Below are 25,918 nucleotides of genomic sequence, written 5' to 3' on the forward strand. Positions count from 1 at the left end.
GTATTTCTATATTATATCTATTAATAGGTTGTGGCTTAATCTTATATTTTAAAGTTAAACTCTACTCATTAATAGCTGTATTCAGTAGTGCCATTTTAATGTTTTTAAGTAATTTCATAGGGTTTTTACTAGTAGTATCAATTGAAGATTATACTGATAATTTGATAATAATTTCATTTTCCTATGTATTTATATTTTTTATTATTTCATTAATATTAGCTTATTCAGTGAGATTTTTATTAAAAAAATTAAAGCAATCATATTTATCTATTAATAAAACATATTTAAATATTATTTCAATAGTACTAGTTTTATCGCTTATAATTTTATACATCTATTCTCAGACGCCTGATACAAATAATACGTCTTTAAAAATGTATGGATTAATTTTTATTGGGATTATTCTCTTCTTTACTGTATTAATTATAATAGTTTCTTTAACTGCCTTACGCGAACTACGTTATAAACGTAACAAAGAAGAAATTGAAACGTATTATGAGTATACACTTCAAATTGAATCTATTAATAATGAAATGCGTAAATTTAGGCATGATTATGTTAATATCTTAACTACTATGTCTGAATATATAAGAGAAGATGATATGGCTGGCCTAAGAGAATATTTTAATGAAAATATTGTTTCTATGAAAGATAATCTTCAAATGAAATCGATTAAGATTAATGGCACAGAAAACTTAAAGGTTCGTGCTATTAAAGGCTTGGTAACTACTAAAATTCTTCAAGCTCAAGAGAAGAATATCCCTATTAGTATTGAAGTGCCAGAATTAGTAGAACATATTGAAATGAATACGATTGATTTAAGTCGAATTATTGGAATTATTATTGATAATGCCATTGAAGCTTCTGAGGATTTAGAAGATGCTTTAATTAGAATTGCTTTCATAAATACTGAATCTTCGGTTATGTTTATTGTGATGAATAAATGTAAAGAGGATATGCCTCGTATTCATGAGTTGTTCCAAGAACGCTTTTCAACTAAAGGAGAGAATCGTGGTTTAGGTTTAACGACACTGAAAGAAATTACGGATTCTACTGAAAATGTGTTACTTGATACAACTATTGAAAATGGCTATTTCGTTCAAAAAGTAGAAATTATAAATAATATGTCATAAGGATGTGTAACGATGAAAATATTCATTTGTGAAGACGATGTAAAACAGCGTGAAAATATGGTTTCAATTATTAACAATTACATAATGATTGAGGAAAAACCAATGGAAATTGCGTTAGCTACAGATGATCCTTATGAGGTTATTGAGCAATCTAAAGAAATGAACGACGTAGGTTGTTATTTCTTAGATATTCAATTAGAAGCCGATATGAACGGTATTAAATTAGGTAGTGAAATCCGTAAATATGACCCGATTGGCAACATTATATTTGTGACGAGTCATAGCGAATTAACTTATTTAACGTTTGTCTACAAAGTGTCTGCAATGGATTTTATTTTTAAAGATGATCCTAGTCAGTTGAAGACAAGAATTATTGATTGTTTGGAAACTGCGCATACACGCTTAAAGTTACTTTCTAAGGAAAGTAATGTGGAAACTATCGAATTAAAACGTGGTAGCAATTCTATTTATGTACAGTATGATGATGTGATGTTTTTTGAATCATCAACGAAGTCACATCGTTTAATTGCTCACTTAGATAATCGTCAAATTGAATTTTATGGCAATCTTAAAGAACTTGCTCAGTTAGATGACCGCTTCTTTAGATGTCATAACAGTTTTGTCGTTAATCGCCATAATATCGATTCAATTGATTCAAAAGAACGTATTGTTAACTTTAAAAATGGCGAACATTGTTACGCTTCCGTTCGAAACGTGAAAAAAATATAGACACTCTAAAGCCCCAACTGATGACATTCATCTCAGTTGGGGCTTGTATTTTATCCTATTTTAAGTCTTTCTTTACTTCTTCTAATGTTGGGATACTCTCAATCGCGCCATATTTAGTAGTCACTTTGGCTGCTACTAAGTTGCTGAATTTCAGTATGTCGTGGCCTTCATTTTCAAAGAGTGAAGTAATATCAGTGATTGAACTATTTAACATTCTGCTAATTACTGCTCCAATAAAGGCGTCCCCTGCTCCAGTTGTATCAATTGCTTTCACTTTGTAACCTTCGTGATGAATGCTTTCTCCATTTTTTAAGAAAATGGTAGCCCCTTTAGGACCTTGAGTATAGATGACCGCTTCAACATTGCCTGTAAATAGTGATTGAATGGCTTCTGTTTCATCTGCTTTACCAGTAATGAACTCAATTTCTTCATCAGAGACTTTAACCACGTGTGCTTTAGGAATAAATTCTTGAATCGCTGCTTTACACGCCTCTGCACTATCCCATAGTGGCAATCTCACGTTCGGATCAAAAACGATAATACCATTGGCAGCTTCGAATTTCTCAATCATTACTTTATGAGACGCTTTCATCTCACTTTCTACTAAATCGACTGAACAAAAATGTAAGATATCATGTTCAGATATTGTAATTTCGTCTAAATATGAAGGTTGATATAACATATCTGCAGATGGCTTACGATAAAATGAAAAATCACGTTGACCATCTTCTTTTAAACTTACAAATGCAAGCGCCGTATTAGCCTCGTTAGTTCTTCTAATATATTGTGTACCTACGCCTAATTGATTAAGCGTTTCAACAATGATATCGCCAAATGCATCGTGACCTAGTTGTGTAACCATTTCAGCGTTAGCGCCTAGTTTTTGAGCCACACTCGCAACATTCGCGGGTGCACCTCCTACTTGACGACTAAATTGTGTGACGTCTTTTAATTCAGAATTCGTTACATTAGGAATAAAATCAATTAATGCTTCGCCTAGTGCATATAATTTTCTCATTTAACTCTCACCTTTAAGTTCATATTTCGTAAATTGTAAATATACTTGTCCTGACATGGTAGATGTTTTAATTCCTGTTGCTGCTTCATCTGGAAAAATGCGTGATGTAAGCACACGTTCGCCATCGTTACAGAATACTTCTATGCTTGATGTATCTACAAAAATTTGTAAATGCGTAAGTGGCGTATCTAAAATAGTGCTACGCGTCATATCTGTTACATTATCTGGTAATAAGCCGCTCTCTGTACGGTCTAACGTAATTTTTTGTTCTCTCGTATTATATGTAATAAGAGTTGAACATTTTTTGGAAGCACGTAATTCAAAATAAATTTCTGATGCTTCATTTTCCAAAATTTCAATATTCAATTCATATTGCGTGCCTTCATAAGGATACAGCATTCGGGAAAATTTATCGGCATAACCTAACGCTGTTTCTTTATTCGTACGTAACTTCTCAAGCGCTTTAAGAGGACGTTGGCGCAACTTACCATCTTCAACCGATAATTCACGAGGAATGGTTAAACAATGCGCCCATCCTTCTTCATCAGTTGGATAATTAATTTCTGGTAATCCCATCCATCCAATTAATATGCGTTTACCATGTTCATCCACAAATGTTTGAGGTGCATAAAAATCAAATCCATTATCTAATTCGATAAATTCATTATGTTCGAACGTCAAAGAATCAAAATCTAATTCACCGATTATATAACCTGATTGATAAATATTTCTAAATTTATCACCTTTGGCTTCAAGACCTTGAGGACTAAATAAAATCACATCTTCCCCGTCTAATTTGAAGTAATCAGGGCATTCCCACATATAGCCGAAATCTTCTAAATTAGTGTGCAACTCACCTACAAATTCCCATTTATCGAGTTGACGCTCTACTGTTTTATAAAATAAAAAGCGACCTAATTCATTGTTATTTTGAGCGCCAATAATAGCGTAGAACTCACCCTCATATTCAAATACTTTCGGGTCTCTAAAATGGCTTGTATAGCCGTCAGGTTGGTGAGCAATGACGGGCTGATTAAATTTATGAATTGTTCCATCCTTCTCTACTTTGGCTATCATTTGACTAGCATAGCGCTCCCAATTGTCATCGCGATGATTGCCAGTATACATATAATATAAATGCCCCTCATGTTCAAAGGCACTTCCACTATAAACACCATGGCTATCATATGCCGTATCAGGCTTAAGTATCGGACCTTGGGGGTTAAATGTGACTAGGTCATCACTAGTATAATTAAACCAATATTTCAAACCATGCACAGCACCTAAAGGGAACCATTGATGAGATACATAATATTTACCATCAAAATAAATTAAACCGTTTGGATCGTTAAGTAACCCCGTTTCAGGTTGAATATGATATGTTTGACGATATTTAGATGATGCGACTTGATGTTTTAAGTCTTCTAATTGTGTTGATTCAACGTCTTCTAAACGACGATAGCGTTCTTCTCTTGACCATTCAGCCATGTTACCCCTCCAACGATAGAGATTATTATTTATTTCATTTTATCATTTCTATTGGTATCGGTCCCACAATTAAACAATTATTTTATAATTCAACAGAAATGAGTGTTTTTGATGCTTCCTTTTCCGAGAAAATTAAATCATGTAACTGCTTCATAGCTTGTGTACCCGCTTCAAAATAATTAAATTTGACCGTGATGATTTCTGGTGATACTAACTGTGTCATTGGATCACCGCCAAATCCATAGATAAACGGCATTTGTTTAGCATAATCCGTTCGGACACAATAATTATGTATTGCTAAAGCAATCGAATCAGTTGCCCCGATAATCGCGTCCAATTTAGGCATAGTTTGAAGTAATTCTGCTACATCACGTTTCGCTTCTTCATACTTAAATGATGTTTCAAATACTTGCGGATGAATATTATATTGCTGAAGCGCCTCAATTAAGCCCTGTTTACGTTCTATTCCAACAGCAATATCATCTTCCGTAACACCAAAGAAACAAAGGTTTTGAAGGTGCTGTTGACCAATCATTTTACCCACTAAGTACCCTGCTTGGTAATCATCATGAACAATACTGTGCATATTATCATGCGATTGTCCTACAAGAATAATAGGCACATCAATTTTTTGAATGACTTCAAGATGTTGTGCAGTTAACGTTGTAGCCATGAGTATAATGCCATCTACTTTGCTTCTTGAAAAGGTTTCAAGAGCTGCAATCTCAGCTTTGATATCTAACCCTGTATAATTTAACAGTAATTGATAGTGGTGTTGCTGACATATACTGACAATGCCTTTAACGGTTTCATCTACTGCATGAGAATTCATACGTGGAATAATTGCGCCAATAATATTCGTATGTTTCGCACGTAAACTTTGCGCGAATTGATTAGGTTGATAATCATGTTCAGCAATGATACGACTTAATTTATCTTTTGTTTTTGGACTTACAGATCCATTATTTAAAAAGCGGGAGACCGTACTTTTTGAGACTCCCGCTAATTTTGCGATATCTGATATATTTTTCATTATAATAATCACCTAAAATTAGTAGCCATTTACGATATATTTTATCACAATTGTAATCGCTTAAAATACTAATTTTCAACTTAGTTATAGGCTGTTTTAAAAATATATTAGCATCTTTTATTTAATTTATTAAGCTCACCATAAAAATACGCTTTCTCACCGTGAACGATTTCATCTAATCCTGTTTCGTCTTCTTCTTCAGTAGTTGCTAATGGCATCAGTTTTTGTAAAACTTTTCCAATAACCCAAGTTAAAAGAATAGTATAAATGACTACCACTGCTATAAGTTGTACTAGCACTGCATGAATATTACCAGTATAAACAAGACCATTATCAATATCCCCATTAACTGCGTGCGATTGGAAGACACCGGTAAGCACTGCACCAACTACACCGCCTACACCATGAATACCAAAAGCATCTAATGTGTCATTATATTTGAATTTCTCTTTAATAATGTTAATAACAAAATAGCATGCGATACCACCACAAATTGAGATGATATATGCATTTAAATAACTTACATATCCTGCTGCAGGCGTAATGGCTACTAAACCTGCAAGTACCCCTGATAATAAACCAAGAAGGCTAAGCTTCTTAGTTATTATGTATTCAAGTACTAACCAACTAAATGCACCACCACTAGCAGCAATCACTGTATTTACAAATGAAGCTAAGGCAACATCATTTAATGAGTAGGCACTACCTGTATTAAATCCGTACCATCCCATCCAAACGAGAATACCACCAATTAATGTGATTAATAAATTATGGGGCTGAATTTTTTCGATTTTTTTACCATTACCAATCATAATGGCTAAGATAAGTCCTGATACCCCTGAAGTAATATGTACAACGGTTCCTCCGGCGTAATCTAAGGCGCCTAACTTACCTATCCAACCGCCACCCCAAACCCAGTGTGCTACTGGACTATAAATCACGATAACCCATATAATGATGAAAATTGTAAACGGAATAAATCTCATACGTTCTGCAATAGAACCAGATAAAATTGAGACCGCAATAGTACAAAACATCATTTGAAATAACATAAATAAGGCAAACGGAACATGCGGACTCAAATCTTGATTAATCGCAAAACCTACATGTTGTAACCCCAAAAAGTCAAAGTTTCCTATTAAGTCATTTCCAGTTCCAAAACTTAATGTAAATCCAAATGTAATCCATGTGAAAGTAACGATAATCATCGCTGCCATACTTTGCATTACTGTGTTCAGCACGTTCTTAGATTGTACGAGACCACCGTAGAATAAACTTAATCCCGGTGTCATTAACCACACGAGTAAAGTACAAAGAAATAAAAAAATTGTGTCATCCATCTTCATAATTACCACTTCCTTTGAAAACATCATAATGATAGTTTTTCAATATGGCAAAAATTCGTAAGATAAAATGACACAATATGTTACAAAATATAACATTGCAAGTTTTTATATTTACTTTAAATAGAATGTTTTCCTCAAAATTCGCTTATGCTTTTTGTACTGTAATTGTCCAAGAAGCGTCATCCAATTGTTCATAGTTTGTTACTGGATAACCTTGTTCTGCTGCCCAGTTTGGAATAGCTTCTGTCGCTTGAGTACAGTCGAAATCGATTTTTAATTCATCATCGTTTTCAAGTGTTTGCATTTTCTTTTGCGCTTCAATTAATGGGAATGGACACACCATACCAACTGTACCTAATTCATATAACATTATTATTACTCCTCCTATCTGTTTACGTTGTTTGAGGTTGTTTAGAAGTAGATGCTGTGTTCGCTTCTTTTGGTGCAGTTTGTTGCTGTAATTTTTTCATTGGTCTTACAAAGATAAAATAACTCATAAACCATACACCAAAGATCATAGATACTAATGCTATCCAACCTTTCCAAGACATAATTGCAGTTTCTACTAAGCCGTTACCGATTGAGCAACCGCCTGCAACTGAGGCACCAAATCCCATACAAATACCGCCAATTGCACTGTTTCTAATAGTACGTTTATCCGGTAAACGCCATTTAAATTCATGTGAACCTCTTGCTGCAATATATGATCCTAAGAAGATTCCTAATATTAATAAAACGCCCCAATCTACTAATTTAGTATCACCTGTGATTAAGAATGTAATTAAATTAGCAGAAGGTGTTGTAATACCTAAACCATAATCACGTCCAGTTGACATACTCATAGGCCATGCAATAAGAGCTATAAGGCCGACCGCAATACCTGCTACAAACGGATGGTAACGTTTTTCAAATAAATAGTGTCTAATACCTGTATACTTTTGTTTAAGTTTTGGAACAGCCACTTTAGGTTTAGGCTTACGTAACGTTTTCACTACGACGAATAATGTAATACCAGTTAAAATAATCGTAAATATCCACATTGGAATACCTGTAGTTTGAGCCATACTTGTATTCACATTCGTAGGTTTATTAATCCAATTCATGACTGGAAGTAAGACGCCTGTTTTAGTTACTGCTGCAGTAACTGCGTACATGATAAGGGCAACCCAACTACCTATTAACCCTTCTCCAGCTCGGTACCACGTTCCAGTCGCACATCCACCTGCTAGAACTATTCCTATTCCGAAAATGAAGGCACCAATAACCGTTCCTATAACAGGAAATGTACTATCAGGAATAGCGATTACTCCTAATCCTGTTAATATAACAAGTCCAATACTTTGGACAGTAATTGCTACTAATAAAGCATAAAACATTTTATTATTTTTTTGCACGTACATATCTCTAAAACCACCTGCTAAGCAGAAGCGTGTACGTTGCATGACAAAGCCTAATAAAATCCCAACGATTAGGCCACTAATAATCATCCAAACCAAAGTCAAATGCATCCTTTCCCGATTGATTTACTAAGGTATTATAATAGATTACCCATTAATTATCAATAACATTTGTTTGGATTTAATTTTATTAAAATAATAAAAAATCATTCTTCCTCTCGAAAGAATGATTGAGACTGTATACAAATACTATCTAATTCGAATAGTTTTTCATGAAAAATAAAAGTGATTGTAATTCAATACCTAAATCGATATGGTGTACTTGCACAGATTTTGGCACTTCTACTCTAGCAGGCGTGAAGTACAATATACCTTTAACGTCAGCCTCTACTAGTTGATCTGTTACTTTTTGGGCTACCTTTTCAGGTGTAGTAAGAATAACAACGTTGATATCTTGTGTTTCAAGTACTTGTTGTAAGTCATTCATGTGATGCACTTTAACTTCACCAACTTGTTGCCCCACTATTTCTTTATCAATATCGAACGCTTCAGTAATCGTCATTTCATCATGAATTGAAAAGTTGTATGTTAATAGCGCTCTTCCTAGGTTACCTACTCCGACTATAGCAATATGAATGTCGTCACTATCGCTAAGTTCAGATTTAAAAAATTCTAATAAACTATCAATATTGTAGCCATAACCCTTTTTCCCTAACTCACCAAAGTAAGAAAAATCCCTTCTAATAGTGGCTGATTCAATATTTAGCGCTTCACTGATAGTTTTTGAATTAACTCGATCAATTCCTTTTGTCTTCAAGGTGTTAACGAATCTATAATATAACGGTAATCGTTTCAATGTTGCACGAGGAATTTTAGCTTGATTTTGAGCCATTTAAGTTGTCCCCCTCTTGTTTGAACTTTTTAATCTATGTATCCAAACTAATTAGCGTGCAATTAGTCATTCCTTTGAAATCACATTATGTCCCATAATGAATACTGACATATTATACCCTAACACTTTTTAAAAATAAATATCTTAGTTTCATGTAACTTTATTATACGGTAAAATAAGGAGTAATGTATAAGGCTATTTTGTGATAAATACTTTTGCTAAAACGATAGAAAGGTGAAACCTGAATGATACTGTTGCAATTAAATGACATTTCGAAGTCATTCGATGGTGAAGATATATTTACACATGTCAATTTCGAAGTTAAAACTGGCGAACGTATAGGTGTCGTTGGACGAAATGGCGCTGGCAAATCAACGTTGATGAAGATTATCGCTGGCGTTGAAGATTATGATAGTGGTCATATTTCTAAAATCAAAAATTTGCGCGTGGGTTATTTAACTCAACAAATGACGCTTAATTCTTCATCTACTGTATTTGAAGAAATGTCTAAACCTTTTGAACACATTAAAAATATGGAAGGTTTAATTAAAGAAGAAACAGATTGGTTAGCAATGCATGCCAATGATTATGATACTGAAGACTATCAACATCATATGGAACGCTATGAATCGCTGTCTAATCAATTTGAACAACTTGAGGGCTATCAATACGAAAGTAAGATTAAAACTGTGTTGCATGGTCTTAATTTTAAAGAAGACGATTTCGGCAAACCTATTAACGACTTTAGCGGTGGGCAAAAAACACGCTTATCTCTAGCACAAATGTTATTAAGTGAGCCAGATTTATTACTACTAGATGAACCGACTAACCATCTTGATTTAGAAACAACAAAATGGTTGGAAGATTATTTAAAATACTTTAAAGGTGCTATCGTCATTATCAGTCACGATCGCTACTTCCTTGATAAAATCGTGACACAAATTTATGATGTAGCGCTTGGAGATATTAAACGTTACGTGGGTAATTATGAACAATTTATCGAACAACGCGATAAATATTATGAACAGCGTATGCAAGAATATGAGAAGCAACAAGAAGAAATTAAACGTCTTGAAACGTTTGTAGAGAAAAATATTACCCGTGCCTCTACTAGCGGTATGGCTAAAAGTCGTCGTAAAACGTTAGAAAAAATGGAACGCATCGACAAACCTATGTTAGATGCAAGAAGCGCCAATATTCAATTTGGCTTTGAGCGCAACACTGGTAATGATGTTATGCATATTCGTAATTTAGAAATCGGATATGAAACGCCTATTACTAATCCTATAAATATCGAAGTCACTAAAGGCGATCATATCGCTATTATTGGCCCTAACGGTGTTGGTAAAACAACGCTAATTAAAACCATTGCTAATCGCCAAGCTAAATTAGGTGGCGAGGTTGTCTTCGGTGCTAATCTTCAAATTGGATACTATGATCAAAAACAAGCTGAATTTAAATCTAATAAGACGATTTTAGATTATGTTTGGGATCAATATCCTACTATGAATGAAAAAGATGTACGAGCGGTATTAGGACGATTTTTATTTGTACAAGATGATGTTAAGAAAATCATCAATGACTTATCTGGTGGCGAAAAAGCTCGTCTTCAATTAGCATTATTAATGTTACAAAGAGATAATGTTTTAATCCTAGATGAACCTACCAATCATTTAGACATTGATTCCAAAGAAATGTTAGAACAAGCTTTACAACACTTCAAAGGAACAATTCTCTTTGTTTCTCATGATCGTTACTTTATCAATCAATTAGCGAATAAAGTATTTGATTTAAATAAAGATGGCGGACAAATGTATCTAGGTGATTATCAATATTATATTGAAAAGACTGAAGAAGCCGCTGCCTTAGAAGCATTTGAAGCGGAACGCACTGACGATAATACAAGTGTAGTTGAAGGCTCAAATAATAAACAAATCAGTAGTTATGATAATCAAAAACAACAGCGTAGAGAGCAACGCAAATTAGAACGTCAAATTGAGCAATGTGAAGAAAAAATAGAACAATATGAAAATGATATAACTCATATTGACGATCAACTTACGCAACCTGAAATATTTAACGATCCTATCAAAGCATCAGAACTTGCTAATGAAAAAGCTGAGACCGAACAAAAATTAGAACAAGTTATGATGGAATGGGAAGAATTACAAGAAATGTTATAAAGTATTCTTAAGATAAAATAACTAGGAAATCACCTCAAATTTTCTAGTTATTTTTTTGCACTTTTTTAATCACAATATTATAAACACTCAAATCATTGTTATACCAAGTATCCACAGACTTATCCTAGTTATCCACAGGATAAATTATAGTTATTTACATTTCTTTTACACAAAATTTACGCCATATCCACATTGTTAAGCACCACTTACCCACAGTTTATTCACATTTTGTTGATAAGTACGCATGTTCCCTATTGACTTACACATTTTCCAATAATAACCATCTAGCATTTAATAAAATATTAAAAAAAGTGCTAAGTACACATGAATTTGTAATTCATTATACTTAGCACTTCATATTAATTATTCAACTGTTGCTTCTTCAATATCCATATTATTTTGGCCATTTAAGTCTAAATCTGCTGTAATACCAGCTTTATAGAAATAATATCCGGCAGCACCAATCATTGCTGCGTTGTCTGTACACAATTTAGGGCTTGGTATAGATAATTTGATATTATGTGTTTCACATAATTCTTGTAAACGTTGACGCAAGCCTTTATTACTTGCTACGCCCCCTGCCACAATTAAACGATTAACATTATATTCCTCACAAGCGTGAATTGCTTTTGTACTTAATACTTCGACCACGCTGTTTTGGAAACTAGTAGCAACATTTGCTTTATTAACTTCTTCATTTTTTTGTTTTAAATTATGCAATTTATTAATTACAGCACTTTTCAAACCACTAAAACTAAAATCATAGCTATCTTTCTCTAGCCATACTCTTGGAAAGTCATACGTGTCTTCACCTAAAGCAGCTAATCTATCAACTTCTGGTCCGCCTGGATAAGGCAAGCCAATCGTTCTAGCAACTTTGTCATAAGCTTCGCCGACTGCATCATCACGTGTTTCACCAATCACTTCGAAATTCATATGATCTTTCATATAAACTAATTCTGTATGCCCACCAGAAACGATTAGTGCCATTAAAGGAAACGTTAACGGTTCTTCTAAATGATTTGCATAAATGTGCCCAGCGATATGATGCACAGGGATAAGCGGCTTGTCATATGCAAATGCTAAAGCTTTCGCAGCATTGATGCCAATTAACAATGCCCCAATTAAACCAGGACCCTGTGTTACTGCAATAGCGTCAATCTCTTCCATTGTGACATCAGCAGTTTCGAGTGCTTCTTCAATTGTTGCAGTGATACCTTCAACATGGTGTCTACTTGCCACTTCAGGCACGACGCCTCCAAAGCGTTTATGGCTTTCAATTTGGCTTAATACTGTATTCGATAATATGGTATCGCCATTTTTAATCACACTGACACTTGTTTCATCACAGCTTGTTTCCACTGCTAATATTAAAGTTTCATTATTCATTTAAATTCACCCACATGACTAATGCATCCTCGCCTTCTCCATAATAATTTTTTCGTTTGCCTCCAAATTGGAATCCCAAATTTGTGTAGACATGTTGCGCTACATTGTTCGTCACTCTGACTTCTAAACTCATAATGTCACATGTCGTACTCGCGAAATCCATCACATATTTAAGTAATAATTGTCCTAATCCATAACCTCTATAATCTTTGCGAATCGCCACGGTAGTAATCTGTGCTTGATCAATCACTATCCATAGCCCTAAATAACCAATAATTTCATTTTCGAAAATGATAACAAAATACTTCGCGAAGTTATTTTCATTCAGTTCATGATAAAACGCATCAATTGTCCAAGAACTGTCATTAAAACTTTCACGTTCAATATCAAATACACTTGGGACATCATCGACTTGCATTGCTCGTATCGTTAATTCTGATTCTGCTGGTTTAACCAATTGCGTTCCGCCTCTGACATTTTGATATAATTTGGTACAAATGTATGGATATTTTCAGATTCTGTTATCAATGAATACATTACAGCTGCGCGTGGTAGATTTGCTTGGATATCACCGTTTAATTGCTCTGCTAACTTTTCAGCATCTGTACCAATAAATAAATACGAATGATGTTGTTCATTCAACCAATCTAATAAGTCTTTAATTGAAATATATTGGTCTTCTAAAATGGTTCTTAGTTCTCCATCGACATATTGATAAACGCCAGTATAGACCGCTTCACGACGTGCATCAAACACTGGTACTAATAAACGATCTTGGGCTTCAGTTTCATCTACTGTAGCTACTAATGCTTGTAATGAAGATACGCCATATAATTTAGTTTTTAAAGCATAAGCCAATGTCTTAGCAGTAGTAACACCGATTCTCACACCTGTATAAGAACCTGGCCCTTTGGCTACAATAACAGCATCTAATTCATCTTTATTTAACTTCGTTTGTTCAAATAAATCTTTAATTCCTGGCATCAATTGGCTCGAATGATCTTTATTACTTTCAACTGTGTGTTCTGCTAAAACTTGGTCATTAGCCATTAAAGCAATCGACATAGGACGATTAGACGTATCAATAAGTAGTGAATTCACGTTCAACTTCCTCCTTAACTTTAGAATAATGGTCGCCTTTCGCACTCAACTCAATAGCACGTTCTGTTTCACTCACCGTTTTAATATTAATAATTAACTGCGTAGTGGGTAGTAAATCTTCGATGAATTGACTCCATTCAATTACTGTAATAGCTTCATCTTCAAAGTACTCATTAAATCCTAAATCTTCATCAGAATCTTCAAGACGATAACAATCCATATGATGTAACTTTATCGATTTCCCTTTATACGATTTGATAATGTTAAACGTAGGAGAATTAATATTTCGTTTAACGCCAAGATGTTTGCCAATAAATTGAGTTAATGTTGTTTTACCTGCGCCCAAATCACCATTTAATAAAATTAAATCTCCTGGTTCTAGATATTTAACTAATATGCCAGCAAAACGATTCATGTCATCTAAATGTATTATACTTATCATTTGCTTTGCTCTCTCCTATTTTGAAAATTCCTTCTAAAAACATATTTATTACTTCTTACTAATGAAAACTTTCATTACGTTGGTCTCAATTTTAACTTACTAATTGTAACAAATTTTGGCGAAAATTTCTCTCTATTCAAATGAAATAAGTATTTGTAAATTGTTAGAAAATTCAAAAAAGAGTATTGACTTAAAAAACGCATTGTAGTAAATTTAATTTATCGAATTTTAAAACAATTCTAATAATTTAGATAACCAACCATTCATCGGAAAGGAGTATATTAAAATGACTCAATTTAATACGCAACCACATGCTGTAATCCATAATTTAATTATTTTATTATACTCCAAAGGGCTGGAACTTTAGTATTCAATCATATGCTAAATGTTTAAGTCCTATTTCTCATTGAATGGGACTTATAAACGTCCCAATCACATTGGGGCGTTTTTTTATTTCTATAATTTAACAACATGACGGGGGAATTTTTAATGAGAAGCGACATGATTAAAAAAGGTGATCATCAAGCACCTGCGAGAAGTCTTTTACACGCCACGGGCGCACTCAAAAATCCAACAGATATGAACAAACCATTTGTAGCAATTTGTAATTCTTATATCGATATTGTGCCAGGCCATGTTCATTTAAGAGAATTAGCTGATATTGCCAAGGAAGCAATTCGTGAGGCAGGCGCTATTCCATTTGAATTTAATACAATCGGCGTTGATGATGGTATAGCTATGGGACATATTGGTATGTGCTATTCACTCCCTTCCCGAGAAATCATTGCTGATGCTGCTGAAACAGTCATTAATGCACACTGGTTTGATGGTGTATTCTATATTCCAAACTGCGATAAAATCACACCGGGTATGATATTAGCTGCTGTTAGAACAAATGTACCTGCCATTTTTTGCTCAGGTGGACCGATGAAAGCTGGTCTTTCCGCTCAAGGTAAAGCACTCACTTTATCTTCAATGTTTGAAGCAGTTGGAGCCTTTAAAGAAGGTAGCATTACTAAAGAAGAATTTCTAGATATGGAACAAAACGCCTGCCCTACTTGTGGTTCATGCGCAGGTATGTTTACCGCTAATTCAATGAACTGTTTAATGGAAGTTCTTGGTTTAGCATTACCATACAATGGCACAGCTTTAGCTGTTAGTGATCAACGTCGTGAAATGATTCGCGAAGCTGCTTTTAAATTAGTAGAGAACATTAAAAAGGATATTAAGCCTCGAGATATTGTCACTAGAGAAGCGATTGACGATGCTTTCGCATTAGATATGGCTATGGGTGGTTCAACAAACACTGTATTACATACACTTGCCATTGCTAATGAAGCTGGTATTGATTATGACTTAGAACGCATCAATGAAATTGCGAAACGTACACCTTACTTATCTAAAATTGCACCAAGCTCAGCTTATTCAATGCATGATGTACATGAAGCTGGTGGCTGTCCAGCAATTATTAATGAATTAATGAAAAAAGAAGGCACGTTACATCCTGACCGTATTACAGTCACAGGCAAAACGTTAAGAGAAAATAATGAAGGTAAAGAAATTAAAAACTTCGAAGTCATTCACCCACTTGATGCACCATATGATAAAGAAGGCGGGTTATCCGTGCTATTTGGTAATTTAGCGCCAAAAGGTGCAGTCATTAAAGTAGGCGGTGTAGATCCATCTATCAAAGTATTCACTGGTAAAGCCATTTGCTTTGATTCACATGATGCAGCTGTTGAAGCGATTGATAATAAAACAGTACGCGAAGGCCATGTCGTTGTTATTCGCTACGAAGGTCCTAAAGGCGGTCCAGGTATGCCAGAAATGTTAGCCCCTACTTCTTCAATCGTAGGCAGAGGATTAGGTAAAGATGTAGCACTGATTACTGATGGACGCTTTTCAGGAGCAACAAGAGGTATTGCTGTTGGACACATTTCTCCAGAAGCCGCTTCTGGTGGCCCTATAGGATTAATTAAAGATGGCGATGAAATTACGATTGATTTAATCCATCGCACCCTAAACGTTAATCAACCTGATGAAGTGCTTGAGCAACGTAAACAAGCTTTACCCCCTTTTAAAGCGAAAGTTAAAACAGGTTATTTAGCGCGATACACTGCTTTGGTTACTAGCGCAAATACAGGTGGCATAATGCAAGTGCCTGAGAATCTCATTTAATATTAAGGAGTGTTAGCAATGACGAATAAAAAGGAAAGTACCGTAATCGAATCTCAATCTCATTCGAATGAACCCCTTTCTGGTTCAGAATTACTCGTAGAAACATTATTACATGAAGGCGTAGATTTCATCTTTGGCTATCCAGGCGGTGCCGTATTACCCCTATACGACACATTTTATGACGGAAAGATTAAACATATTTTAGCGCGTCACGAACAAGGTGCTACTCATGCTGCTGAAGGTTATGCGCGTGTTTCTGGTAAGACAGGTGTCGTAGTTGTTACTAGTGGACCAGGCGCAACAAATGCTATCACTGGTATTACTGACGCTTATAGTGATTCACTACCCCTTGTCGTATTTACTGGCCAAGTAGCAACGCCAGGCATCGGTAAAGACGCTTTCCAAGAAGCGGATTTACTTTCGATGACTACACCAATTACTAAAGCGAATTATCAAGTGAAACATGTAGATGATATTCCAAGAATTGTTCATGAAGCATTTTATGTGGCTAATTCAGGACGTAAAGGCCCTGTGGTCATTGACTTCCCTAAAGACATGGGTGTATTGACATCTTCTGCTCCCCTTGAAAATGAAGTTCATTTACCTGCATATAACGTTGTAGAAGAACCAAACGAAGCCGATATTCAACAATTAAGCGAGTACTTATCTAAAGCTAAAAAGCCACTTATTTTAGCTGGAGCAGGTATCAATCATTCAAAATCGAATAGTTTGTTAACAGCATTTGTCACTCAACATCAAATACCAGTCGCTACTACATTATTAGGCTTAGGCGCTATACCATATGAGAATCCACTATTCTTAGGTATGGGTGGTATGCATGGATCATATGCAAGTAATATGGCATTAACTGAATGTGATTTACTCATTAACTTAGGTAGTCGTTTTGATGACCGTTTAGCAAGTAACCCTAATGAATTTGCTCCAAATGCTACAGTTGTTCATGTAGATATTGATGAATCAGAAATTAATAAAGTCATTTCAACTGATTTAGGCATCGTTGCTGATTGTAAGAAAGTGCTCGAAGCGTTGGCGCACACATTTTCAAATACGGTTGAACACTCTGACTGGGTTAAGCACTGTTTAGCGAATAAAGATAAGCACCCGTTTAAATATCAGCCAGCTGATGAAACGTTCTGTAGACCTCAAGAAGCGATTGAATATATCGGTAAGATTACGCATGGAGATGCAATCGTAACGACGGATGTAGGCCAACATCAAATGTGGGCAGCTCAATTCTATCCATTCAAACATTATGGTCAATGGGTTACTAGTGGTGGTTTAGGTACGATGGGCTTTGGTATCCCTTCTGCAATCGGTGCACAATTAGCTGCGCCAGATAAAACAGTGATTTGTTTCGTCGGTGATGGTGGTTTCCAAATGACAAACCAAGAAATTGCCTTATTACCTGAATATAACCTGAACGTAAAAATCGTTCTTATTAATAATGGAACGTTAGGTATGGTTAAACAATGGCAAGACAAATTCTTTAATAAACGTTTTTCTCATTCCGTATTTAACGACCAACCTGATTTTATGAAAATGGCTGAAGCTTACGGAATCAAAGGTTTCTTAATTGATAATCCAAAGAATTTAAAAGCAACATTGGACGAAGCTTTTGCATATGAAGGACCTGCATTAATTGAAGTGAGAGTATCCCCTGTTGAACCAGTTAATCCTATGATTCCTAGTGGTAAAGCGAATCATGAAATGGAGGGTCTAGAATGAAAAGAACGTTACATTTAAAAGTTACAGATCAAGTGAGCACGCTAAATCGTATTACAAGTGCTTTCGTAAGATTACAATATAACATCAGTGAGTTAACCGTTAAACCTTCTTCAGAGAAAGGCATTTCAGATATGGTGATCACTGCAAATATTGAAGATGAAGCTATCCTTAAAATTTTAATTGCAAAGTTAAATAAACAAATTAGCGTCATCGATATTGAAGAAGTTAAGGCTTAATATTAATCAAATGATGCGCTAGCATTTACAAATATTTTAACAACATAATGACTATCATCAACTATTGTAGATAATTTATATCTATAATTTTAAGAATATTCAAAATTTTATGTAAGTTACAAATTGGAGGAAAGTATTATGACAAAAGTTTATTATGATCAATCAGTTGAAAAAGATGCTCTACAAGGTAAAAAAATTGCAGTAATTGGTTACGGTTCACAAGGACATGCACATGCACAAAACCTTAAAGACAATGGTTATGACGTAGTCGTTGGTATCCGCCCTGGACATTCTTTCGATAAAGCTAAAGAAGATGGCTTTGATGTTTATCCAGTTAGTGAAGCAGTTAAACAAGCAGATGTCGTTATGGTGTTATTACCAGATGAAATCCAAGGTAACGTATACAAAAACGAAATTGAACCTAACTTAGAAGCAGGTAATGCATTAGCTTTCGCACATGGTTTTAACATTCACTTTGGTGTAATCCAACCCCCTGCTGATGTAGATGTATTCTTAGTTGCACCTAAAGGTCCTGGACATTTAGTAAGACGTACATTTGTAGAAGGTACTGCTGTACCAGCATTATTCGGTGTACAACAAGACGCTTCTGGTCATGCACGTGATATTGCTTTAAGTTATGCCAAAGGTATTGGCGCAACTCGTGCTGGTGTTATTGAAACTACATTCAAAGAAGAAACTGAAACTGACTTATTCGGTGAACAAGCTGTACTTTGCGGTGGTATCCATAAATTAATTCAAAGTGGTTTTGAAACTTTAGTTGAAGCTGGATATCAAAAAGAATTAGCTTACTTCGAAGTTCTACATGAAATGAAATTAATCGTTGATTTAATGTATGAAGGCGGTATGGAAAACGTTCGCTATTCTATTTCAAATACAGCTGAATTTGGTGATTATGTATCTGGTCCACGTGTTATCACTCCAGAAGTTAAAAACAATATGAAAACTGTATTAGAAGATATCCAAAACGGTAACTTTGCAAATCGTTTTGTTAAAGATAATGAAAATGGCTTCAAAGAATTCTATCAATTACGTGAACAACAACATGGTCATGAAATCGAAGCGGTTGGTCGTGAATTAAGAAAAATGATGCCATTTATTAAATCTAAAAGTATTCAAAAATAACTAATAAGGAGATGTTAAAAATGGAAAGCCATATTCAAATTTTTGATACTACATTGAGAGATGGTGAACAAACACCCGGTGTTAACTTTTCTTTTGATGAACGTTTAAAGATAGCTAAACAGCTTGAAAAATGGGGTGTAGATGTACTTGAAGCAGGATTTCCCGCTTCAAGTACAGGAAGTTTCAAGTCTGTTCAAGCCATTTCAAAAGCTTTAACTACTACTGCCGTATGTGGATTGGCACGTTGTAAAAAATCTGATATCGATGCAGTATACGAAGCAACTAAAGATGCAGTCAAACCAGTAGTTCATGTATTTATTGCAACCTCCCCTATTCACTTAAAACATAAACTGAAAATGACACAAGAAGAAGTGCTTGCATCTATAAAAGAACATGTCACTTACGCTAAGCAATTCTTTGATGTAGTTCAATTCTCACCTGAAGATGCATCTAGAACAGACATGGCATTTCTCATTCAATCTGTGCAAACTGCAGTAGATGCTGGAGCAAGTATTATTAATATTCCAGATACTGTAGGCTATAGCTACCCTATTGAATATGGCCAAATTTTTAAATCTTTAATTGATAATGTTAAATCAGAACATGACGTGGTTTATAGTGCGCATTGTCATGATGATTTAGGTATGGCAGTGGCGAATAGTTTAGCTGCTATTGAAAATGGGGCTAAACGTATTGAAGGTACTGTGAATGGTATTGGTGAACGTGCAGGTAATACAGCACTTGAAGAACTCGCATTAGCATTATATGTTCGTCGTGATCATTACGGTATTGAATCAAACCTAGTTCTTTCTGAAACTAAAAATACGTCTGACCTTATTTCTAGATATGCAGGAATTCGTGTTCCTAGAAATAAAGCTATTGTTGGACAAAACGCATTTAGCCATGAATCAGGCATTCACCAAGATGGCGTGCTTAAAAATCCTGAAACTTATGAAATTATGACACCTCAATTAGTCGGTATCCGTCAAAACGAATTACCTTTAGGCAAACTTTCTGGTAAACATGCTTTTGCGGAAAAATTAAAAACATTAGGCTATGATATTGCTCCAGAAGAACAAGTAGAGTTATTCAAACAATTTAAAGCCGTAGCAGATAAGAAAAAATCTGTTTCAAATAGAGATATCCACGCGCTTATTCAAGGTTCTGAACATGAACAAAATGCTATTTATCAACTTGAAACATTGCAACTACAATTTGTATCGAATGGTCTACAAAGTGCCGTCGTTGTTATTAAAGATAAAGACGGTCGTGTATATCAAGATTCAAGTATTGGTACAGGTTCTATCGTTGCTATCTATAACGCTGTTGACCGCATTTTCAAAAAAGAAAGTAAACTGATTGATTATCGTATTGATTCTGTTACAGAAGGTACGGATGCACAAGCAGAAGTTCACGTGGAACTTGTTATTGAAGGTCAACCAGTCAATGGTATTGGTATTGATCATGATATTTTACAAGCCTCTTGCAAAGCTTATGTAGAAGCTCACGCTAAATATGCAGCTGAAACTACAGAGAAGGAAGGTAATTAATCATGACTTATTCAATTGTAGCTTTACCAGGTGATGGTATTGGCCCAGAAATTTTAAACGGAAGTTTAGAACTATTGAAATTAATTAGTGAGAAATATCATTTCACTTATACTTTAGAAAGTTTTGATTTTGGAGGAGCTGCCATCGATTCGCATGGCACTTCCCTTCCTAATGATACGTTGGCTGCTTGTGAAAAAGCTGATGCCATTTTGTTAGGGGCTGTAGGCGGACCTAAATGGACTGATCCCAACAATCGCCCTGAACAAGGTTTATTAAAGTTACGTAAGTCTCTAGGATTATTTGCAAATATACGCCCTACTAAAGTAACAGAAGGTGCAACTCAATTTTCTCCTTTAAAAGAAGAACGAGTTAAGGGTACTGATTTAGTTATCGTACGTGAATTAACAAGTGGAATCTACTTCGGTGAGCCTAGACATATTAATGAACGTGAAGCACTTGATTCACTTACCTATACGAAACAGGAAGTGGAACGCATTGCTAGAGTTGCATTTGAATTAGCTTCTCATCGTAAAAAGAAAGTAACTTCAGTGGATAAGGAAAATGTACTTGCTTCAAGCAAGCTTTGGCGTCAAACAGTAATTGAAGTTAGCAAGGATTATCCTGAAGTTGAACTTAATCATTTGCTTGTCGATGCGTGTAGTATGCACTTAATCACAAATCCCACTCAATTTGATGTAATTGTGACTGAAAATTTATTTGGAGATATTTTAAGTGATGAAGCTTCAGTTATACCAGGTTCTTTAGGTCTATCTCCTTCAGCTAGTTTTAGTTTAGAAGGTCCAAGATTATATGAACCTATTCATGGTTCAGCACCAGACATTGCGAATCAAAATATCGCTAATCCTGTGGGTATGATACTGTCTTTAGCAATGTGTCTTAGAGAAAGTTTAAAACAAGATGAAGCTGCCACTGAATTAGAAGACTATGTATATACATTGATTAAAGAAGGTAAAACAACACCTGATTTAGGTGGCAATTACAAGACATCTGAAATTTTCAATCTTTTAAAAGAAAAATATAACTAAAAGGAGGAGTAGTTATGGGACAAACACTATTTGACAAAGTTTGGGATAAACACGTCTTAACTGGTAAAGAAGGCGAACCTCAACTCTTATATATCGATTTGCATCTTATACATGAAGTTACTTCTCCTCAAGCATTCGAAGGCTTAAGATTACAAAATCGTAAATTGCGACGTCCTGATTTAACGTTTGCAACGCTAGATCATAATGTGCCTACAATTGATATCTTTAATATCAAAGATGAAATTGCTAATAAACAAATTACCACTCTTCAAAAAAATGCTAAAGATTTTAGTGTCCACATTTTCGATATGGGTTCTGATGAACAAGGTATCGTTCATATGGTAGGACCAGAAACTGGTTTAACTCAACCTGGTAAGACTATTGTATGTGGTGATTCTCATACTGCTACTCATGGCGCTTTTGGAGCTATTGCCTTTGGTATTGGGACGAGTGAAGTTGAACATGTTTTTGCTACTCAAACTTTATGGCAAACGAAACCTAAAAATTTGAAGATAGATATCAATGGAACACTCCCCCCTGGTGTTTATGCAAAAGATATCATTTTGTATCTCATTAGTAAGTATGGTGTCGACTTTGGCACTGGTTATGCATTGGAATTTACTGGTGAAACGATTAAGTCATTATCAATGGAAGCAAGAATGACGATTTGTAATATGGCCATTGAAGGTGGCACAAAATATGGACTTATGCAACCTGATGATATTACTTTTGAATATGTTAAAGGACGTCAATATGCGCAAAACTTTGAGACAAGTATAGATGAATGGCGTACACTTTATTCTGATGATGATGCACATTTTGATAAAGTTATTGAATTAGATGTCAGCAATTTAGAACCTCAAGTCACTTGGGGAACTAACCCAGAAATGGGCGTAGGTTTCGATACACCTTTTCCAGAAATAAAAAATATTAATGACGAACGTGCATATCAATATATGGGGCTATCCCCTGGCCAAAAAGCAGAAGATATCGATTTAGGATATGTCTTCTTAGGATCTTGTACGAATGCTAGATTATCTGATTTGGTTGAAGCAAGTAAAATTGTTAAAGGCAATCAAGTACATCCTAAAATTACGGCGATTGTTGTGCCTGGCTCCCGCACTGTTAAAAAAGAAGCGGAGGCTATGGGTCTGGATAAAATCTTTAAAGAAGCTGGGTTTGAATGGAGAGAACCAGGTTGCTCAATGTGTCTTGGAATGAATCCTGACCAAGTCCCTGAAGGTGTACATTGTGCGTCTACAAGCAATCGTAACTTTGAAGGTAGACAAGGTAAAGGCGCAAGAACACATCTTGTATCTCCAGCAATGGCTGCAGCTGCTGCGATTAATGGTAAATTTGTAGATGTGCGAAAGGTGGTTGTTTAATTATGGAAATGCAACCTATTACGACTTATACAGGTAAAATTGTCCCATTGTTTAACGATAATATCGATACCGATCAAATCATACCTAAAGTGCATCTTAAGAGAATTACTAAAACTGGCTTTGGGCCTTTCGCTTTCGACGAGTGGCGTTACTTACCTGATGGTACTGATAATCCTGATTTTAATCCTAATAAACCTGAATATAAAGGGGCTTCTATATTAATTACAGGTGATAACTTTGGCTGTGGTTCTAGTCGTGAACACGCTGCATGGGCGTTAAAAGATTACGGCTTTAATATCATTATTGCCGGAGGATTTAGCGATATCTTTTATATGAATTGTACTAAAAATGGTATGTTACCGATTGTTCTTGATGAAGATGCGAGACATTATTTAGCAACTCAAACTGAAATTACGATAGACCTCCCTAATCAAACAGTTTCAACCAATGAAAAGTCATTTCACTTTGATATTGATGAAACTTGGAAGAATAAATTAGTCAATGGTTTAGACGATATTGCCATTACGCTTCAATATGAAGATTTAATAGAAAAATATGAAAAACAAAGTAAGGGTTGATAGAATATGACATTTAAGACGACAGTGACATCAAAAGATATAGATGAAGCTTATTTACGAATCAAAGATATTGTTAAAGAAACACCTCTCCAATACGACCACTATCTCTCTCAAAAATATGATTGTAATGTGTATTTAAAAAGAGAAGATTTGCAGTGGGTTCGTTCATTCAAATTACGAGGTGCATATAATGCCATTTCTATATTAGACCATAAAGCTCAAGCCAAAGGTATTACGTGTGCTAGCGCTGGCAATCATGCACAAGGCATCGCTTATACTGCTAAAGCTTTAGGGTTAAACGCAGTCATCTTCATGCCTGTCACTACCCCACTCCAAAAAGTAAATCAAGTAAAGTTCTTTGGGGCTGAAAATGTAGAAATTGTACTTACTGGAGATACTTTCGATGATTGTCTTAAAGAAGCACTACAATATACTGAATTACATCAAATGACTTTTATAGACCCATTTAATAATATTCATACTATTGCTGGCCAAGGCACATTAGCTAAAGAAATTTTAGAACAATCTAAAGAAGATAATGTCGTATTTGATTATTTATTTGCTGCTATCGGTGGAGGCGGATTAATATCTGGCGTAAGTACTTATATGGATGATTTCAGCCCTCATACTCAAATTATTGGAGTAGAGCCCTCTGGTGCAAGTAGTATGTTTGAATCTGTAGTGGTTCAAAATAAAATTGTCACTCTAGATCATATTGATAAATTTGTTGATGGGGCTTCAGTAGCTCGAGTTGGCGATATCACATTTGATATTGCAAAACAACATGTCGATGATTATGTTCAAATTGATGAAGGTGCTGTGTGTTCGACTATTCTTGATATGTATTCGAAACAAGCGATTGTAGCAGAACCAGCTGGTGCTTTAAGTGTATCTGCTTTAGAATCCTATAAAGATAAAATTAAAGGAAAAAACGTGGTATGTATTGTAAGTGGTGGAAACAATGATATCAATCGTATGAAAGAAATTGAGGAACGATCATTGTTATATGAAGAAATGAAACATTACTTCATACTTAATTTTCCTCAACGTCCTGGAGCACTCAAAGAATTTGTTAATGAGGTGCTAGGACCACAAGATGATATTACTAAGTTTGAATATCTGAAGAAATCATCTCAAAATACTGGAACAGTTATTATTGGCATTCAACTTAAAAATCATGATGATCTTAGTCAATTAAAAACGAATGTGCATGATTTTGACCCTTCGAATATTTATATTAATGAAAATAAAATGTTATATTCATTGTTAATTTAGAAGCAAATGTAATAAATAAATGTTCTAAGATAGATGTTTACTGATGAACATTCACTCATTCTGTTGTGATGCTTGCCTAGGGTACAGTTTCAGCCAGAAATTCCTCACAGATAAATCTGTGGGGATTTCTAAGGTCTTCAACTTGTACTGTTCCCTCAGGCGTCACACAACATCATTTCGTTGGTCATATTTAGAATTTCTTACCTAAGTGTTACAGTACTTAGGTTCATTAATAATCAACATAGGAGTTCCCAGAACTACGTTTCGTTATCTATCTTAGAACGCCTGTCATAAATATAACAACACTAATGTTTATAAAAAACAGAGCAGTAGTTTTGCTACCGCTCTTTTTTTATCTCAGGACTACTAATAGTTTAAATAAACTCGCTGCTCTCTTTCCTCAATTCATCAGCTTCAATCGCTTTCTCTTCGTAAAGCTAAATATACGTAAACGTGTTCTATAATTTTAATTTTAGACATAAAAAAAGAGACCTTACGGTCTCAATATCGGCTCATCGCATCCATACGATTTATTTGCCTGGCAACGTCCTACTCTAGCGGAACGTAAATCCAACTACCATCGGCGCTAAGGAGCTTAACTTCTGTGTTCGGCATGGGAACAGGTGTGAC

General features: G+C 35.0%; 23 protein-coding genes and 1 rRNA gene. 12 read left to right on the forward strand and 12 right to left on the reverse strand.

The features are described 5' to 3' along the window. On the forward strand, positions 1 to 1,133 hold a 1,133-nt coding region (gene agrC / locus CD127_RS00270; RefSeq protein ID WP_103365341.1), incomplete at its 5' end, for a quorum-sensing sensor histidine kinase AgrC. Between the two features lie 12 nt (positions 1,134 to 1,145). After that, entirely contained in the window at positions 1,146 to 1,862 is a 717-nt protein-coding gene (agrA, locus tag CD127_RS00275) for a quorum-sensing response regulator AgrA (protein WP_103297004.1), read from the forward strand. 55 nt (positions 1,863 to 1,917) lie between these two features. On the opposite strand, the gene CD127_RS00280 is transcribed toward agrA, so the two are convergent. The 7 genes from CD127_RS00280 to CD127_RS00310 all read right to left on the reverse strand — a co-directional run bounded on the left by CD127_RS00280 (position 1,918) and on the right by CD127_RS00310 (position 9,036). Further along, positions 1,918 to 2,880 (reverse strand): carbohydrate kinase family protein, encoded by a 963-nt coding sequence (locus tag CD127_RS00280; protein ID WP_103365342.1) that lies wholly within the window; start codon positions 2,878 to 2,880, stop codon positions 1,918 to 1,920. After that, positions 2,881 to 4,368: a sucrose-6-phosphate hydrolase gene (locus CD127_RS00285; protein ID WP_103365343.1), complete on the reverse strand. Its 1,488-nt coding sequence runs from the start codon at positions 4,366 to 4,368 to the stop codon at positions 2,881 to 2,883. 82 nt (positions 4,369 to 4,450) lie between these two features. Then, on the reverse strand, positions 4,451 to 5,401 hold the full coding sequence (locus tag CD127_RS00290) for a LacI family DNA-binding transcriptional regulator (protein WP_103365344.1): 951 nt from the start codon (positions 5,399 to 5,401) through the stop codon (positions 4,451 to 4,453). 107 nt (positions 5,402 to 5,508) lie between these two features. After that, positions 5,509 to 6,747 (reverse strand): ammonium transporter, encoded by a 1,239-nt coding sequence (locus CD127_RS00295; protein WP_103365345.1) that lies wholly within the window; start codon positions 6,745 to 6,747, stop codon positions 5,509 to 5,511. A 145-nt stretch (positions 6,748 to 6,892) separates the two neighbouring features. Beyond that, on the reverse strand, positions 6,893 to 7,117 hold the full coding sequence (locus tag CD127_RS00300; RefSeq protein ID WP_103365346.1) for a sulfurtransferase TusA family protein: 225 nt from the start codon (positions 7,115 to 7,117) through the stop codon (positions 6,893 to 6,895). 22 nt (positions 7,118 to 7,139) lie between these two features. Further along, a complete protein-coding gene (locus CD127_RS00305; protein ID WP_103365347.1) occupies positions 7,140 to 8,243 on the reverse strand; it encodes a YeeE/YedE family protein in 1,104 nt (367 codons plus the stop codon). A 154-nt stretch (positions 8,244 to 8,397) separates the two neighbouring features. Continuing rightward, positions 8,398 to 9,036, reverse strand: coding sequence for a redox-sensing transcriptional repressor Rex (locus CD127_RS00310; RefSeq protein ID WP_103365348.1), 639 nt, complete (start codon positions 9,034 to 9,036; stop codon positions 8,398 to 8,400). 245 nt (positions 9,037 to 9,281) lie between these two features. Here CD127_RS00310 and abc-f point away from each other — a divergent pair, with 245 nt between their 5' ends. Then, positions 9,282 to 11,219: a ribosomal protection-like ABC-F family protein gene (abc-f, locus tag CD127_RS00315; protein ID WP_103365349.1), complete on the forward strand. Its 1,938-nt coding sequence runs from the start codon at positions 9,282 to 9,284 to the stop codon at positions 11,217 to 11,219. A 363-nt stretch (positions 11,220 to 11,582) separates the two neighbouring features. Here abc-f and tsaD read toward each other — a convergent pair whose 3' ends face one another. Genes tsaD through tsaE form a run of 4 tightly spaced genes read right to left on the reverse strand, consistent with a single transcriptional unit; the run spans position 11,583 to position 14,151 of the window. Next, positions 11,583 to 12,608 (reverse strand): tRNA (adenosine(37)-N6)-threonylcarbamoyltransferase complex transferase subunit TsaD, encoded by a 1,026-nt coding sequence (tsaD, locus tag CD127_RS00320; protein WP_103365350.1) that lies wholly within the window; start codon positions 12,606 to 12,608, stop codon positions 11,583 to 11,585. Then, positions 12,601 to 13,065, reverse strand: a complete 465-nt coding sequence (gene rimI / locus CD127_RS00325) for a ribosomal protein S18-alanine N-acetyltransferase (RefSeq protein ID WP_103329967.1) — start codon at positions 13,063 to 13,065, stop codon at positions 12,601 to 12,603. The genes tsaD and rimI overlap by 8 nt, the downstream gene beginning before the upstream one ends. Next, positions 13,038 to 13,709 carry a tRNA (adenosine(37)-N6)-threonylcarbamoyltransferase complex dimerization subunit type 1 TsaB gene (tsaB, locus tag CD127_RS00330; RefSeq protein ID WP_103365351.1) on the reverse strand — a complete coding sequence of 224 codons (672 nt, stop codon included), beginning with the start codon at positions 13,707 to 13,709 and terminating at the stop codon, positions 13,038 to 13,040. Before tsaB ends, rimI begins: the two co-directional genes overlap by 28 nt. Then, positions 13,690 to 14,151 (reverse strand): tRNA (adenosine(37)-N6)-threonylcarbamoyltransferase complex ATPase subunit type 1 TsaE, encoded by a 462-nt coding sequence (gene tsaE / locus CD127_RS00335; RefSeq protein ID WP_103365352.1) that lies wholly within the window; start codon positions 14,149 to 14,151, stop codon positions 13,690 to 13,692. The genes tsaB and tsaE overlap by 20 nt, the downstream gene beginning before the upstream one ends. Positions 14,152 to 14,640: 489 nt before the next feature. Here tsaE and ilvD point away from each other — a divergent pair, with 489 nt between their 5' ends. From ilvD to ilvA, 9 genes are all read left to right on the forward strand, one after another. Continuing rightward, a complete protein-coding gene (ilvD, locus tag CD127_RS00340; protein ID WP_103365353.1) occupies positions 14,641 to 16,329 on the forward strand; it encodes a dihydroxy-acid dehydratase in 1,689 nt (562 codons plus the stop codon). Positions 16,330 to 16,347: 18 nt separating this feature from the next. Beyond that, a complete protein-coding gene (gene ilvB / locus CD127_RS00345) occupies positions 16,348 to 18,075 on the forward strand; it encodes a biosynthetic-type acetolactate synthase large subunit (protein WP_103365354.1) in 1,728 nt (575 codons plus the stop codon). Beyond that, on the forward strand, positions 18,072 to 18,311 hold the full coding sequence (locus CD127_RS00350) for an ACT domain-containing protein (RefSeq protein WP_103298487.1): 240 nt from the start codon (positions 18,072 to 18,074) through the stop codon (positions 18,309 to 18,311). Before ilvB ends, CD127_RS00350 begins: the two co-directional genes overlap by 4 nt. A gap of 138 nt (positions 18,312 to 18,449) precedes the next feature. After that, complete coding sequence (gene ilvC, locus CD127_RS00355; RefSeq protein WP_103365355.1) at positions 18,450 to 19,454, forward strand: ketol-acid reductoisomerase; 1,005 nt, start codon at positions 18,450 to 18,452, stop codon at positions 19,452 to 19,454. Positions 19,455 to 19,474: 20 nt separating this feature from the next. Beyond that, a complete protein-coding gene (locus CD127_RS00360) occupies positions 19,475 to 21,004 on the forward strand; it encodes a 2-isopropylmalate synthase (protein WP_103365356.1) in 1,530 nt (509 codons plus the stop codon). Between the two features lie 2 nt (positions 21,005 to 21,006). After that, positions 21,007 to 22,050 (forward strand): 3-isopropylmalate dehydrogenase, encoded by a 1,044-nt coding sequence (gene leuB / locus CD127_RS00365; protein WP_103365357.1) that lies wholly within the window; start codon positions 21,007 to 21,009, stop codon positions 22,048 to 22,050. 14 nt (positions 22,051 to 22,064) lie between these two features. Beyond that, a complete protein-coding gene (gene leuC, locus CD127_RS00370; RefSeq protein WP_103365358.1) occupies positions 22,065 to 23,435 on the forward strand; it encodes a 3-isopropylmalate dehydratase large subunit in 1,371 nt (456 codons plus the stop codon). A 2-nt stretch (positions 23,436 to 23,437) separates the two neighbouring features. Beyond that, complete coding sequence (leuD, locus tag CD127_RS00375) at positions 23,438 to 24,013, forward strand: 3-isopropylmalate dehydratase small subunit (protein ID WP_103298492.1); 576 nt, start codon at positions 23,438 to 23,440, stop codon at positions 24,011 to 24,013. Between the two features lie 6 nt (positions 24,014 to 24,019). Then, positions 24,020 to 25,288, forward strand: a complete 1,269-nt coding sequence (gene ilvA / locus CD127_RS00380) for a threonine ammonia-lyase IlvA (protein ID WP_103365359.1) — start codon at positions 24,020 to 24,022, stop codon at positions 25,286 to 25,288. Between the two features lie 536 nt (positions 25,289 to 25,824). On the opposite strand, the gene rrf is transcribed toward ilvA, so the two are convergent. After that, positions 25,825 to 25,918 (reverse strand): 5S ribosomal RNA (gene rrf / locus CD127_RS00385); the annotation flags it as partial.

This window comes from Staphylococcus petrasii (genome assembly GCF_002902565.1).
Lineage (GTDB): Bacteria > Bacillota > Bacilli > Staphylococcales > Staphylococcaceae > Staphylococcus > Staphylococcus petrasii.

Bases quoted from the DNA above. Each gene is read 5' to 3' on its own strand.
- agrA (WP_103297004.1), top strand. From the start codon at position 1,146: ATGAAAATATTCATTTGTGAAGACGATGTAAAACAGCGTGAAAATATG.
- CD127_RS00280 (WP_103365342.1), bottom strand. From the start codon at position 2,880: ATGAGAAAATTATATGCACTAGGCGAAGCATTAATTGATTTTATTCCT.
- CD127_RS00285 (WP_103365343.1), bottom strand. From the start codon at position 4,368: ATGGCTGAATGGTCAAGAGAAGAACGCTATCGTCGTTTAGAAGACGTT.
- CD127_RS00290 (WP_103365344.1), bottom strand. From the start codon at position 5,401: ATGAAAAATATATCAGATATCGCAAAATTAGCGGGAGTCTCAAAAAGT.
- CD127_RS00295 (WP_103365345.1), bottom strand. From the start codon at position 6,747: ATGAAGATGGATGACACAATTTTTTTATTTCTTTGTACTTTACTCGTG.
- CD127_RS00300 (WP_103365346.1), bottom strand. From the start codon at position 7,117: ATGTTATATGAATTAGGTACAGTTGGTATGGTGTGTCCATTCCCATTA.
- CD127_RS00310 (WP_103365348.1), bottom strand. From the start codon at position 9,036: ATGGCTCAAAATCAAGCTAAAATTCCTCGTGCAACATTGAAACGATTA.
- abc-f (WP_103365349.1), top strand. From the start codon at position 9,282: ATGATACTGTTGCAATTAAATGACATTTCGAAGTCATTCGATGGTGAA.
- tsaD (WP_103365350.1), bottom strand. From the start codon at position 12,608: ATGAATAATGAAACTTTAATATTAGCAGTGGAAACAAGCTGTGATGAA.
- tsaE (WP_103365352.1), bottom strand. From the start codon at position 14,151: ATGATAAGTATAATACATTTAGATGACATGAATCGTTTTGCTGGCATA.
- ilvD (WP_103365353.1), top strand. From the start codon at position 14,641: ATGAGAAGCGACATGATTAAAAAAGGTGATCATCAAGCACCTGCGAGA.
- ilvB (WP_103365354.1), top strand. From the start codon at position 16,348: ATGACGAATAAAAAGGAAAGTACCGTAATCGAATCTCAATCTCATTCG.
- CD127_RS00350 (WP_103298487.1), top strand. From the start codon at position 18,072: ATGAAAAGAACGTTACATTTAAAAGTTACAGATCAAGTGAGCACGCTA.
- ilvC (WP_103365355.1), top strand. From the start codon at position 18,450: ATGACAAAAGTTTATTATGATCAATCAGTTGAAAAAGATGCTCTACAA.
- CD127_RS00360 (WP_103365356.1), top strand. From the start codon at position 19,475: ATGGAAAGCCATATTCAAATTTTTGATACTACATTGAGAGATGGTGAA.
- leuB (WP_103365357.1), top strand. From the start codon at position 21,007: ATGACTTATTCAATTGTAGCTTTACCAGGTGATGGTATTGGCCCAGAA.
- leuC (WP_103365358.1), top strand. From the start codon at position 22,065: ATGGGACAAACACTATTTGACAAAGTTTGGGATAAACACGTCTTAACT.
- leuD (WP_103298492.1), top strand. From the start codon at position 23,438: ATGGAAATGCAACCTATTACGACTTATACAGGTAAAATTGTCCCATTG.
- ilvA (WP_103365359.1), top strand. From the start codon at position 24,020: ATGACATTTAAGACGACAGTGACATCAAAAGATATAGATGAAGCTTAT.